This window comes from Kitasatospora sp. Xyl93 (assembly GCF_055383135.1).
Window position 1 is genome coordinate 2,599,487 of the sequence record NZ_AP029185.1, and the last position, 12,250, is coordinate 2,611,736.

14 protein-coding genes and 1 pseudogene are annotated in these 12,250 nt (G+C 69.3%); 5 read left to right on the forward strand and 10 right to left on the reverse strand.

What is annotated here, in order from left to right; genetic code table 11:
- Positions 1-95: 95 nt before the first annotated feature.
- The gene (locus ACZ5GH_RS11485) at positions 96-1,187 is read left to right on the forward strand and encodes a cytochrome P450 family protein (RefSeq protein ID WP_464334184.1); all 1,092 of its coding nucleotides are present in this window, start codon (positions 96-98) and stop codon (positions 1,185-1,187) included.
- 130 nt (positions 1,188-1,317) lie between these two features.
- Here ACZ5GH_RS11485 and ACZ5GH_RS11490 read toward each other — a convergent pair whose 3' ends face one another.
- The 4 genes from ACZ5GH_RS11490 to ACZ5GH_RS11505 form a co-directional block, all read right to left on the reverse strand.
- On the reverse strand, positions 1,318-1,998 hold the full coding sequence (locus ACZ5GH_RS11490) for a hypothetical protein (protein ID WP_464334185.1): 681 nt from the start codon (positions 1,996-1,998) through the stop codon (positions 1,318-1,320).
- A 69-nt stretch (positions 1,999-2,067) separates the two neighbouring features.
- A complete protein-coding gene (locus ACZ5GH_RS11495; protein WP_464334186.1) occupies positions 2,068-3,480 on the reverse strand; it encodes a ParB N-terminal domain-containing protein in 1,413 nt (470 codons plus the stop codon).
- Positions 3,473-4,141, reverse strand: coding sequence for a ParB N-terminal domain-containing protein (locus tag ACZ5GH_RS11500; RefSeq protein ID WP_464334187.1), 669 nt, complete (start codon positions 4,139-4,141; stop codon positions 3,473-3,475). Before ACZ5GH_RS11500 ends, ACZ5GH_RS11495 begins: the two co-directional genes overlap by 8 nt.
- Before the next feature lie 156 nt (positions 4,142-4,297).
- Entirely contained in the window at positions 4,298-4,729 is a 432-nt protein-coding gene (locus tag ACZ5GH_RS11505) for a hypothetical protein (RefSeq protein WP_464334188.1), read from the reverse strand.
- Between the two features lie 492 nt (positions 4,730-5,221).
- Here ACZ5GH_RS11505 and ACZ5GH_RS11510 point away from each other — a divergent pair, with 492 nt between their 5' ends.
- Complete coding sequence (locus ACZ5GH_RS11510; protein WP_464334189.1) at positions 5,222-5,407, forward strand: hypothetical protein; 186 nt, start codon at positions 5,222-5,224, stop codon at positions 5,405-5,407.
- Positions 5,394-6,288, forward strand: a pseudogene (locus ACZ5GH_RS11515) (IS5 family transposase). Before ACZ5GH_RS11510 ends, ACZ5GH_RS11515 begins: the two are co-directional and overlap by 14 nt.
- 15 nt (positions 6,289-6,303) lie before the next feature.
- On the opposite strand, the gene ACZ5GH_RS11520 reads toward ACZ5GH_RS11515, so the two are convergent.
- The 4 genes from ACZ5GH_RS11520 to ACZ5GH_RS11535 all read right to left on the reverse strand — a co-directional run bounded on the left by ACZ5GH_RS11520 (position 6,304) and on the right by ACZ5GH_RS11535 (position 9,211).
- On the reverse strand, positions 6,304-6,789 hold the full coding sequence (locus tag ACZ5GH_RS11520) for a hypothetical protein (protein ID WP_464334190.1): 486 nt from the start codon (positions 6,787-6,789) through the stop codon (positions 6,304-6,306).
- A 629-nt stretch (positions 6,790-7,418) separates the two neighbouring features.
- Positions 7,419-7,610 (reverse strand): hypothetical protein, encoded by a 192-nt coding sequence (locus ACZ5GH_RS11525; RefSeq protein WP_464334191.1) that lies wholly within the window; start codon positions 7,608-7,610, stop codon positions 7,419-7,421.
- Positions 7,611-7,749: 139 nt separating this feature from the next.
- Entirely contained in the window at positions 7,750-8,838 is a 1,089-nt protein-coding gene (locus ACZ5GH_RS11530) for a ParB/RepB/Spo0J family partition protein (RefSeq protein WP_464334192.1), read from the reverse strand.
- 160 nt (positions 8,839-8,998) lie between these two features.
- On the reverse strand, positions 8,999-9,211 hold the full coding sequence (locus ACZ5GH_RS11535) for a hypothetical protein (RefSeq protein WP_464334193.1): 213 nt from the start codon (positions 9,209-9,211) through the stop codon (positions 8,999-9,001).
- Positions 9,212-9,462: 251 nt separating this feature from the next.
- Between ACZ5GH_RS11535 and ACZ5GH_RS11540 the strand changes: the two genes are divergently transcribed.
- Positions 9,463-9,966 (forward strand): hypothetical protein, encoded by a 504-nt coding sequence (locus ACZ5GH_RS11540; protein ID WP_464334194.1) that lies wholly within the window; start codon positions 9,463-9,465, stop codon positions 9,964-9,966.
- Positions 9,967-10,037: 71 nt separating this feature from the next.
- Positions 10,038-10,787, forward strand: a complete 750-nt coding sequence (locus ACZ5GH_RS11545) for a hypothetical protein (protein WP_464334195.1) — start codon at positions 10,038-10,040, stop codon at positions 10,785-10,787.
- A 17-nt stretch (positions 10,788-10,804) separates the two neighbouring features.
- Here ACZ5GH_RS11545 and ACZ5GH_RS11550 read toward each other — a convergent pair whose 3' ends face one another.
- Together ACZ5GH_RS11550 and ACZ5GH_RS11555 are read right to left on the reverse strand one after the other, a co-directional pair.
- On the reverse strand, positions 10,805-11,803 hold the full coding sequence (locus tag ACZ5GH_RS11550) for a recombinase family protein (protein ID WP_464334196.1): 999 nt from the start codon (positions 11,801-11,803) through the stop codon (positions 10,805-10,807).
- 75 nt (positions 11,804-11,878) lie between these two features.
- Positions 11,879-12,121, reverse strand: coding sequence for a DNA-binding protein (locus ACZ5GH_RS11555; protein WP_464334197.1), 243 nt, complete (start codon positions 12,119-12,121; stop codon positions 11,879-11,881).
- Positions 12,122-12,250: the final 129 nt, after the last annotated feature.

Consider the following 12,250-nt stretch of genomic DNA (forward strand, 5'->3'; position numbering starts at 1 on the left):
GAACGACCGTGCCCTCCCACCTCACCGCCCCGCTGCACCGAATCGCATCCCCGGAATGCGGGCCTCGGCTCACGGCTCTGCCGGACGGCACGCCTATGTGGCTCGTGACCCGGTACGACGACGTCCGCCAGGTCCTCACCGACGCCCGCTTCGGCCGCTCACCGCTCGGGCCACCGGACAACGCCCCCGTCGACGACGGACCGAGCCTGATGGACAGTCGCGACGCCATCGGCCGGCAGGACGGCGACGCGCACCTGCGCCTGCGGCGCGCCATCGGCCGCGCCTTCACCCCGCGCGCGATCGCCCGGCTGCGCCCGTGGGTCGCCTCGGTCATCGACGGCCTCCTCGACGAACTGGTCGACCACGGCCCGCCCGCCGACCTCGCCACCGACTTCGCCCTGCCTCTGCCCTGCGCCGTCATCCACCGGCTCCTCGCCATCGATGACGTGCCCATCGAGCAGGTGCTCTACTGGGCCGAGCACGCGTTCGCCGATGTCGACGCGGCAGCAGAGTCGGGCGGCCATGCCCGGGACGAGCTGAACGCCTTCACCGCCGAGCTGATCCTCAAGCGCCGACGAACGCCCGGCGACGACGTGGTCAGCTCCATCGTCCAGGCCGCCGACCTCGAAGGCGGCATCCCTCACGCCCAGCTCGTCAACCTGATCGCCACCATGGTCGTCGGCGGCCACGACACCACCATGACCGTGATCAGCAACGCCCTGCTCTACCTGCTGACCGAGCAGCAGCAGGCCTGGGCCAGGCTCGGCGCCGACGAGGACGCCGCCGCGCTCCTCACGGAGCGGGTACTCCACCGGATCCCCATCGGCGACCGGCTGGAACGCGGCCGCGTCCTCGTGGCCGTCGAAGACGTCGACCTCGGCGGCGTGACGGTCCTGGCCGGTGAACTCGTCACCGCGGACCGCGTGGCCGCCAACCGCGACCCCGAGGCGTTCCCTGGCGACCCCGACGACCTGTTCGCCCCGCTGCCGAACCCGTCCCTCGTCTTCGGCGTCGGCCGGCACTACTGCCTGGGAACGTGGCTCGCCCGAGCCGAACTCCAACTCGCTCTCCACCACCTCGCCCGGCGCGTACCCACGCTGCGCCTCGCCGTCGATGTCGACGGCATCCGCTGGCGGCGTGGCACCGTCACCCGCAGCCCGCTCCACCTGCCAGCGACCTGGGGGTGATGGACCTCCGCCGGACACGTGCCGACGTTGTCGGGGTGCACCGACTTCGGCAGGGCCGCGGACATCTGTGCACGGAGCGCGCCTCCCCGAACGGGCCCGCCGGCGGGCGAGGACGGCGGGCCCTGGACCGCTACCCGGCGGTCGGGGTGGCGAGTTCGTCGATTCGATCGGCGATCGGGCTGTGGGGTTCGCTGAGTTGCGGTTGGTGTACGGCGAGGTCGAGCTGCTGGTGCCGGTCGACCTGGCGGGTAGGCCACGCGCTGGTGCTGCCGACGCCCTCATCTCTGGCTTTCACGGTGCGGGGTGGCCGCGGGAGGAGTTCGCCTTGCCCGTTGCCGGGCCGCAGGGTGGTGACGCGGGGCCGGTCGCCGTGGACGTTGGGGACGCCACGGTTGTGGAGGTAGTGGGCGAACTGCCAGTTGCGGCAGGACCGGAAGGCGTGTTCGCGGGCGTGGGGGTCGTCGGCGGGGATCTCGGCGCTGCTGATGGGGATGGGTCGGACGCCGTCGAGGTGCACGGTGAGGTCGTGCACTGTGAGGTTCTGGGTGTGGCCGGGTGCGAGCTCTAGGGCGAGGTGAGGGTTGTCCTCCCACCGGTAGGGGCTAGAGGTGACGCCGCAGAGGTACCAGGCGAGGGCGTGGGGGAATTCGTCGAGTTCGACCGTGGCCTCGCGGGTGGTCTCGTTGATGTGCCGGCTGTAGCGGCCGTGGAGGGCGACCGCGCAGTGGCGGCTGAGGTCGATGCCGGTGATGTATTTGAGCCACAGGTAGCGGTACTTGCGCTCCCCCACCAGGAGGGTGATCGATGGCAACTGGGTTGTCCTATCTGTGAGTTGAAGTTGTCTCTCTACTTATATTTTATACTCACAGAGGGTGGTTGCCTAACCGCCGTCACGCTCCCGGCAAGCCCGCATCAGGGCCTCCACCAGCGGCCGGTGCCGGTTGTGCCGGTACGAGCCGGGGTACTCCATGTTGAACTCCAGCTCCAGCGCCGCGCGCCGCTCCCCCTCCGGCAACGCCTTCGGCCTGCGGCACACTGCGTAGATGTTCCCGCCGTTCGGATTGCCGCGGATCTCCACCTCCTCGAAGTACTTCTCCATCAGGGCGCGCAGCGAGTTCGGGTCGTGGAACCGTTGCATCGTCCACACGCCGGCCCTGAACGTCGCTGTGAAGCCGTTCTCGTCCAGGAATTCGATGCTGCGCCGGTAGCGGCCGTTGTTGCGGGCCTTCCGTCCGCTGACCCGCCGCTCGACCGAGCCGAGCGATCTGGTCCCCGTGTAGAAGGTGCCGTCCTTCGCGAGCAGTGAGTTGCATGTGGCGACGACCGCGTTCTCGAACTCGAGCGAGGTGATGGAGTTGATCACCGAGTCGAGGACGACGACGTCGTACAGGCCGTTCGCGGGGACGTCCCGCTGGAGGTCGCGGATGTGGGCGACTGTCGCCGCGACGTCCAGGGCGTTCTGCTTGCCGGCGGCCTTGACGTGCGGCTCGTACCAGTGGGCGTCCCAGCCCTGCGACTTGATCCGCTGGATGTACGCCAGCTCGCCGGCGCCGAAGTCCATGACGCGCTGGCCGGGGCGCAGCGCGGGCAGGACGTGCTGCTCGTACGTCGTGCTCTTGTTGGAGGCGCCGTCGTCGCCGCCGAGGCGGTGCATCTGGCACCAGTGCTGGTTGTAGGCGCGGATGCCGAGCTGGGTGTAGTCGTAGACGCCGTAGTCGCCGTCCAGCCACACCGCGAGTTCGTCGGCTTCCTGTACGGACAGGCGGTAGCACAGCAGTGGCAGCTTGAGGTCGGCGACGACCACCGCGTAGTCGTTGTTGAGGATGACCCTGCCGGCCGAGTCGGCGACGACGGAGCCCCAGGTGCCGTAGCGGGTGACCAGGCGGCGGATCTCGGCTTGGATCGCCGGGTTGGAGCGGGACACCGCGGTGACGTCCTCAGGTTGGATCCACTCCCAGCCGTGCGCGTCCGGCCCGGACTCGGGCACCCGCACCTTGGAACCGTCGGTCTCGATCGAGTTGTGCAACAGGTTGAACTGGACTTCGTCCTGGGTGGACACGTGCCCGTCAAGGAGAACCGCCGGGGCGGTCGCCTGGCCGATGGCCTTCAACGACTTGGTGCGCTGGTGGCCGGCCACCAGGATGCCGTTGCCGTTGACGATCACCGGCTTCACGCATCCGAACAGGGCCAGGGACCGCTGGAGCCGGTCGAAGGCCTCCTCGCTCAGGCGGCGCGGGTTGTACGGGGCAGGCTTGAGCCCGACCAGCGGGTACGCCTCTACGAACTCAGGCACCAGCGGCCTCCCGCTGCGCCTCGTGCTGGTCGAGGAGGTAGTGCGCGAAGCCGGTGTCCGTACCGCGGGCGTCGTAGAACGCCTCATGGATGTTGTTCAGACGCTCGACCTCGTCCTTGGTGATCTGCACGCGCGTGGTGCCCCACTGCACGAAGCCCCACTGGAGGTGCTCGTCGGCCGTCTTGTCGCCTTCGCGGTCAGTGGTCTCGGCGGCGAGCTGGGACGGCAGCTCGATGCCGTCGAGGAGGTCGTCCACGGCATCCTGGTCGTAGCCGGTGCCGTCCAGGTCGGGGAGGCCGGACAGGATGTCGGCCAGCAGCTCGGTGTCGTACCCGGCCAGGTCGGAGGTGCGGTTGTCGACGATGACGATCTTTGCCGCGTCATCGTCGTCGACGTCGACCCAGGACACGGCGATCTGGTCCCAGCCGCGCTCCTGGGCGGCGTCCCAGGTGTGGTTGCCGGCCAGAATCTCGTTGAGGCGGCCGGTCAGGGTGCCGCGGTTGACGACGATGGGCTTGAACTGGCCGTGCACCCGAAGCGACTCGGCGACCGCAGCGACGTCGCCGCGCCGCGGGTTGCGGTAGTACCGGGTGAGGTTGCTGATCGGGACGGCGAGGGGCAGCAGGGAGTCAACGATCCGGTCGATCGGGTCGGGTCGCACGCGGTGGGTCCTTCGTAGGCCGAATCCCCGCGCCCTACGCCGTAACAGCCTAGACGGTCCCTGGCCGGTGCCCTGTTCCCGTTGGCGTCCGGCCCCCGGTTGGACTGGCTGTCAGCAGTATCCAGCGCCTTGGGCCGGTGAACGGTGGCCAGGTGCTCAGGCTGCGGCCTCGCCGGGAGTTTCCTCCTCCAGGGAGTCGCATCGCCGGTGCTTTGAGCGGTAGGTGGTGCCCGTGAGAAGGTCTTCTCCGGTCGCCTCCTTGTACGCCTCCTTGCGCCCCTCGCTGGCGTTGTAGCCGGGAGGGAGCTTCACCACGGCTGCGGCAACGTCGTGCCCCGCCGCGGGCTTGCGCGTCGGGGGGCCCATGTTCTCCCGCCCGGGGGACGGCTCTCCCTCAGCATCCTGATGTTCGGTGCCCTGCTCTTCGTTCCGGTTGGCGGTCAAAGCGACAGCCACGGCCACGATGCCGACGGCCGCGATGGCGGTGACGATCTTCCCTTTGTGCTTGTGGAAGAGGCCCTTCGCCTTCTCTCCGAAGGACGTGGACTCGCTGTCCTCGGGAGGTGGATCGGGGATGGAGTCGTTCATTCGATTAGGTCTACCAAACTCGCCTCTCGCTGTCAGGCGATCGTCCGACACGGCCCACCAGGCCGAGCGAGGGAGCCGGAAGTCACAGCCTGCGGCCCGCGCGGAAAGATCATCAACCGAGAACCATCTAGATCAACTTGACGACACATCAGGCCAGTCGCCAGGATCGACGCGGTCTTGCGGTCCACAAGCACCATCCCGAGCGCGGGAATCGCTCGGGCGTGCGATTTGGCACTGTGGCACACCCACCGCCGGCGCGGTGGGGCTTCAGTTCCAACCCCCATGGCTTACGGGGAGCACGTAGCGTGGTGGCCGTCCAGCCGCAGCCCTGCGCATCGTTCATGCGCAGTACGAGATCGCGCGCCGGCGTGTCTCGATTCGAGCTGTCCGCAGGCGCGGAGGTCGGATCGAGCCCGCCCTGCGCAGGGTCAGCTCCGCCTCCTGTGAGATCCGTGAGGTAGGGGACTGATGGGTAGTGCTGGCTGGGTCGCAATGACCCTTGCCTTCGTGATGGGCATCGCGACGCTGCTGGGCGCGGTGTTCGATCAGATCTCGTCGCTCAGCCGGAAGGCGCTCGGCGCGCTCGCGGCGATCCGCGAGGTGCGCGCCGCTTGGCGCGATCCGGGGAGGGAGGAGGGGCCCAGGCATGGGCCCGCCCATTGCGATGCACCCCGCTAGGGCGTTTCTTTCCGATCATCGGATCGTTGGTCCGGTCGTGCCGTTGACTGACGCGCAGGGGGCGCGGATAGAGCCGTTGTTGCCGGACCGGACGCCGAAGCGGGGCGGGCGGTGGCGCGATCACCGGCAGGTGATCGACGCGATCGCCTGGAAGTTCCAGACCGGCTCGCAGTGGGTGCACCTGCCCGCCGAGTACGGCTCCTGGAAGGGCGTCTACACCCGCCTTCGGAACTGGGCGATCGACGGCACCTGGGAGCGGGTCTTCACCGTCCTGCTCGCCCAGGCCGACGCCGAGGGTGACCTGGGCTGGATCGTCTCGGTCGACTCCACGATCGTGCGCGCGCACCAGAACGCGGCCGGGGCCCGCCAAAGGGGGCCCGGCCGACGAACCCGCCCACCACGCCATCGGACGCTCCCGCGGCGGGCTGACCACCAAGATCCACCTCGCGGCGGACGGCCGCTGCCGCCCGCTGTGCTTCCACCTCACGCCCGGCCAGGCCGGCGATGCGCCCGCGTTCGAGCACGTCATGGCCGCCCTGCGTGTGCCCAGGCCGATCGGCCGGCCACGCACCCGGCCCCTCATGGTCCTGGCGGACCGGGCCTACTCGTCACGGGCGATCCGCGAGCACCTGCGCAGGCGCGGGATCCGGGCGGTGATCCCGCAGCCGGCCGACCAGATCGCCAACCGCAAGCGCAAGGGCCGAGCCGGCGGCCGGCCACCGGCCTTCGACCGCGAGGCCTACAAGCAGCGCAACACCGTCGAGCGGTGCATCAACCGCCTGAAGAACTGGCGTGGCCTGGCCACCCGCTACGAGAAGACCGCCACCGTCTTCCAAGCCGGACTCCACATCGCCGGCATCTTCATCTGGTCCGCCCGCTGATCCAAAAGAAAGGCCCTAGGGGAGCTCTTCGTCGCCGCGGTCGACGGCTCTGGCCTGCCGTGGGGTGATCTCTCCTGCGCAGAGGCGGCGGACGATGTCCATCCGCTCGGTGAAGGCGGTGCGGCCGGCTGCGATGAGGTCGGCTGCGGCCTGGAGGCGGGCTTCGGCGTCTTCGGCGCGCTGCCACAGGCGGTCGAGTTCGGGGTCGGTGATGGTGCTGGCGTTGGCCCGTCGGCGTGGGGTGGCGGGGTTGTCGGTCGCTTCGGTATCCCGTTCCGCTGGGGGTTCGACCAGCCGGTAGCCGGTTCGGCGTGGTTGGCCGTTGGCGGTGGTGGGGGTCGGGTGGAGCGAGGTGAGGAGGACGTTTCGGCGGCGGGCCGGGCCCGGGCCGAGGGTTTCGACCTCGGCCCGGTTGCCGGTGACGATGAGGACGCGGATGCGCCGCTGTTCGTCGAGGGGGTGGCAGGCCTCATAGACCTGTCCTTCGGTCACCTGGTGCATGGTCATCGATTGTTGCAGCGGCAGAGGCTGGAGACGGGGTCGCACCAGGAGTCGCAGGACTTGCACCAGACGGCCCCGGGGCGGGGCGGGGTGCGCTCGGCGGGCTGGGTGGTCGGGTTGGTGGTCACTTTCTTGTTCCTCTGCTGGTGGGAGTGGAGGGCTCGGAGGAGCTGTTCGCGGTGCCAGGCGGCCTTCGGGTCGGGCCATCGGCTGCTGTGGCGGCGGTTGCGGGCTGCCGGCGGGGGTGGTGGGGATGGCCTGTGCTGCTCGGCGCGGAGTGCGGACAGGGGCCCGTAGCGTTCCTGCATCAGCCGGGCGTAGGCCTCGGGGTCGGTGGCGCCGTGGGCGGTGTAGGTGTCGTGCACGGTGGTGTGCTCCTTGGGCATGCGCAGGCCCGCCCGACGGGGAGGTGTCGGGCGGGCCTGGTCGTGACGTGCTGGCTGGCGGTCCTCTCGTGGCGTGCTCTTGGGAGCTGCCCGTTCCTGGCAGGTGGGGCGCGGGGGGAGTGCCGCCTGCTAGGACCGTGAGAGGGGTGTCACGGCGCATGCGTCGGGGGTGGGTCCGGGTGGGGCCGGACCCCCAGGTTCCGACGACATGCTGACCGTATCATCGATGAGTGCCCATACAAGTCATGGATGTGCGGAAGGGCGCTCGGCCGGACTCGCCTCCCCCTTCAGCTCCTGGGCCGTGCAGCCTTCGAAGGGCGTCGTCCCGAAGGCGTCGCTGTCCGGGTCGTGACCGGGGGGATCGAACAGCGCATCCTGCCTGCCGGTGCCGTACCAGGCGGCGGGGGGCATCTGGAGCCAGTCGGGGCGGGGCATGATCCGTACCTTTCGTGCGCGGGGTGGTGCGAGTCATTTGTAGCGGGTGCGGGCCGCGCGGCGGCGGGCCCCGGGGTCGGAGGCGGCGGGTTGGGCCTTCTGCCCGTGCCCCCCGGCGGGGCCTCGTGGGTCGTCCGGGTCAGGCGGCGACGGGCACCGAGGCGTCGGCGCCCTGGGCCGTGCCGGCGTCCTCGGCGATGATCTCGGCGAGCATGTCGGCGAACTCGGCCTCAAGCAGGGCGTCGGGGTTGCCCAGACTGGCGTTGCCGTCCTCGTCGGGCGTCTCGGAGAGAGTGGGGGCCACGGCCGCGCTGGAGGCCACGATCTGGCGGGCGTCGGCGTGGGCCTTGGCCTGCCGGATCTGGAACTTGGCGTCCTGGAGGCTCTTGGCGGTGCGCTCCAGCTGGTCCAGGCGGGCAACGATCTGGCCCTCCAGGGCCACGGCCAGCTCCTCGACCGGGGTCTTGGCGAGCCCATCCAGGAGTTCGCGGACCCGCTCGATCTGGTCCAGCTTGTTGCGGGTGGCTCGCCGGGCGGCGGTTCGCTCGACCTTCTCGTCCTCGGTCAGCTCCTCGACGTCGAACATGCCAGGCTGGCGCTCCTGCTCGCGGACCTGGTGGGCGAAGTGGAGCAGTTCGTTCTCGTCCATCGCCTGGCCGTCGTCGCCGCCGTTCGCCCACTTCTTGATGACGGCCTCCTGGTTCTCCGGCTTCAGCTCGGAGATGCGGTGCGCGGCGGCGACTCCGATATGGCCGTGGGTCAGGTGGTGCCGGACGGAGGGGATCAGGCTGAGCAGCTGCAGGCGCATCTTGACGAAGCGGGGGGTCTTGCCGAAGGCCTTGGCGACGTCCGCCTCGGTGAGCTCGCCGCCGTCCTCGTTCCGGTCCTCGTCGAGGATTCGCCGGAATCCCGACGCCTCCTCCAGCGGGGTCATGTCGGCGCGCCCGAGGTTCTCCGCCATCGAGCGCCGGAAGGCCTTGATGTCGGAGGCGGTGTCGACGATCTCCGCCCGGATGGTCGTGTTGCCGACCTCCATGTTGGCGCGGTAGCGGCGCTCGCCCATGACGATCTCGTAGCCGCCCTGAGGGCGCCGGCGGACCTCGATCGGCGTCATGACTCCGAACTCCTCCACGGAGCCGCGGAGTTCGGCCATCTTCTCCTCGTCGAAGTACTCGCGGGGCTGCTTCGGGTTCGGGTGGATCTGGGTCATCTTCAGCGTCTTCGCCATGGTGTAGCTCCCATCGAGGTTTCCGGGGCGCTCCCCGCCCTTCATGTTTAGATTCTATACTCATTCATGGCGGGGCGCAATCTCGGCGAAGAATAATTTGAGGCAGTTTCAGCCAGGCCCTCCAGGGTAGAGATAAGCCCGCATCCAGGCGGTACGGCCCTCAGTCGGGAAAGTCACCTTCGGTGCCATCGGAGCGGCCCGTCGGCGACTGCCCGAAATCTCGAAGATCGATTCGTCCGGAATCTGCGAGGAGAATAAGGGCACTGACGGCTTCCCGCCCAGAGATGGGGCTATCGCACTCGGCCTCGGCGGTCAGGCCGGCCCGGCGCCGCTCCGCGAGCACGCGCAGTACGCCTTCACAGCTGATCGCCATCGGAAAGTCCCCTCATGCCAGCGCGCGGGCTCGACAGCGAGCCTGTGCGACCCGATCCACGGTGCCGTTCACTGCGGATCCTCAGGCCGCCGACCTGGTCGAATGGCGCGACCGGCGGCCACAGCTTGCACCGAGATCAACAAACTGTCAAAGGAAGATCCTTTGGATTCCGGGCGCCACCGGCATGTACCGTACCTGTTGCCGATCGCCAACAAGATTTCTTTTGTGGCGCGTACAACAGGGGGACTCCAATGATCACGCCAGCCGATAAGGCCGACGGGCTATGGAGCCTCGCAGGCAAGCTCAAGTACCTACGCGCAAGACTCACCAGGGACGGCGACAAGCCACCCACTACTCGTGACCTTGCGTCCCGTACAGCCGACGAAGCCGGAAAGCCAGCACTGGATCACACCGTGATTCACGCCACGCTTTCCGGCACGAAGACCAACCCCCCCTTGAAGACGCTCTTGGGGCTGGCCCACGCGTTCGACTGTCCGCCTCCGTACCTGATGCCGGGAGAGCACGATCTGACCTCGCTGGAGGTCTACTACGAGCACCCGGCCGCCCGCGAGGCCCTGCGCCTAGTCGCCGAGCTCGGAGACAGCGGCGCCGACGCGCTTCTCCAAGCCGCCCGCGCTTTGCGCGAAGCACGCGGTCTGGACACCGCGACCAAGACGCGCCGCCGTGGGCGCCTTTCCCGTGCCGAGGCCGCCGAGGCGAGCTTCCGGGAAACAGAGCTGTTCCTGAACAGCTAGGCCCCGCCCCGCTTCTGCTACCCGCCGCCCGCCGCCCGCCGCGGCGGCAACCCGAAACGAGTACCACCACCGTGCACATCGCAGCCCTGCTGCTGGGCGCCGCCCTGGTCGCGCTATGCGTCACCGCCGCCGTCATGATCCGGATGACGCTGCACAGCACGCACTCACTGGCCCGCTGGAGCCGCGCCACCTCTGCAGGTGCCGGCCTGTTCGCTCTTCTGTTCACCCTGCCCGGCATCTCGGCCGGCATCGACTCGGCCTCCGGCGTCGGCAACCTCCACATGCTGCTCGCGCACCTGTGCGGAGTTCTCTCCCTGGTCGCGATCCGTGTCTTGCTGGTGGCCTGGACACACCCCCGTGAGGCGCGAGCCTCGGCGCTCAGCGTCCGGCTCGGCGTGGCGGGCGCCACCACGGTCGCGGCCGCCGCCGTGTTCGCGCTGGCCGACAGCAGCGGCCTGAAGCTCATCAATACCTACGCGGACAACAGTGGAGTAGCTGCCTACCTGCTGATCATCGACGCGTACTGGGCGCTGGTCGGGGCCTCCATCGCCCGGGACTGCGCTCCCCTGGCCCTCTACAACTTGCGGGCGGGCCGCCGCGTCTTCGGCACCGGCCAAGCCTTGATCGCCCTTGGCGGCGCGGCCTGCGCGGTGTGGGGCGCCACCGAAGGAGTATTCGTCGCGGTCACGCAGGCAGCTGGCACCATGTGGAGCCCTGGCCTTCAGGATGCGCTCAGCTCGTCCGCCGCCGGGCTGTTCGCCCTGAGCCTGTTCTCCGGGATCGCGGTCTCTTCCACTCCTCGCGCGCTGCCCCGCAGGTGACCAGCAGGGGACGGCGGCTAAGGGACGCGACGGATGGGCGGCGGCGCCGGGTTGTCCCGCCACCACAGCACGACGCGTCCCGGTCGGAGCGTGCGGACTCCTTGGCCACCGGGGTGGACGTCGACTCGGTGCAGCATGAGCTTCGCCAGCCCGGCCTTGGCCTCCGTGGGCGCCGAGTTCCACCAGTCGACGAGCTGCTTGATGCTGCCGCTCACCGGAGTGGCCGCCGCTCGTTCCAGAAGGCGGATCCGGCGACGCAGGACCTTCTGCTCCTGGACGCCGCTCTGGCGCGCCTTGGCGGCGCTGGTGGCCGTGATCTCGTGGCGCAGCACCATGTCGGCGAGACTGTCGAGACCCTGGGTGACCGCGGCCAACTCCGCCCTGGCGGCGGCGACCTCCTTCTCCACCTCGGTCCGCGCGGCCTCCAGGGCTTTCTGGGTGCCGGGCTCCAACAGCCGGGCAACGATCTCTTCGCCGAGGTGGTCTTCCAGGACCTGCGCGGAGATCCGGACCTTCCCGCAGTCTCCGGGCCGGTCGGCGCGGGGCCCGGCCGAGCAGCAGTAGCCGGGGTTCCCGGAGTTGGTGCGCAGGCCCTGGTGGTTGGCTCCGCACAGGCCGCACACGACGAGGTCGTTGCCGCTGAAGGCGTAGTCGTAGTCGGGCTGGGGGTTGGCCTTCCGGCTGGCCTCGCGCTTCTCGGCCTCAGCCACATCCATGGCCTGGAGCTGCGCGAACTGCTCTGGGGTGATGGCTCCCGGGTGCCCGGCATCAACGAGCTCGCCGTCCGGACTGACCTTGAGCCCGGCGATCGTCGGGTTGCGGAAGAGCCTGGCGACGGTCTGTCCGGTGAACGGGGAGCCGAGCGTGCCGACGACGCCGCGGGAGCTCAGGTAGGCGGCGACGCCGGCGCGGGTACTCCCATCGATCCGGCGCTGAACGGCCTCCCTCAGGGCCTGCGCTTCGTCTTCCACCAGCGCGCTCTTGTCGCCGGTGAACCCGAAGGTCCTTGCCGCCACTCTGCGCCCCTTCCCGTCCTGGACACCCTCAACGTGATGGAGACTCGTCCACGAGTCTCCATCACGTTGCACGTATCAAGCTGCAACAAGGCCATCGATCTGGAGATGCCTCCACAGCGACGCCGTGAGGACCCTCTTCGAGCCCCCGACGCTGATCATGTCCAGCGGGAAGGTCTCGTCCCGGATCGCCGCGTACGCCGTATTGGGGCCCACGCCCAGCGCCTTCGCCGCGGTCACCACGTTGATGGTGACCGGCAGGCCGAGCACCTGCTCCAGGGTCATGCCCCGACCGGGCTCGTCGGTCTTGTCGATCTTCATTTTGAGTCGTCGCGTTTCTCCCCCGCGCCAACCTGTGCCCAGCGTACCCGCCCGATAAGAACAGGTGCAGATGACGCCAGAGCGTCAAGGATAGCGCCCCGCACAGACGGGGCGGTAGGCGTGAGCAAG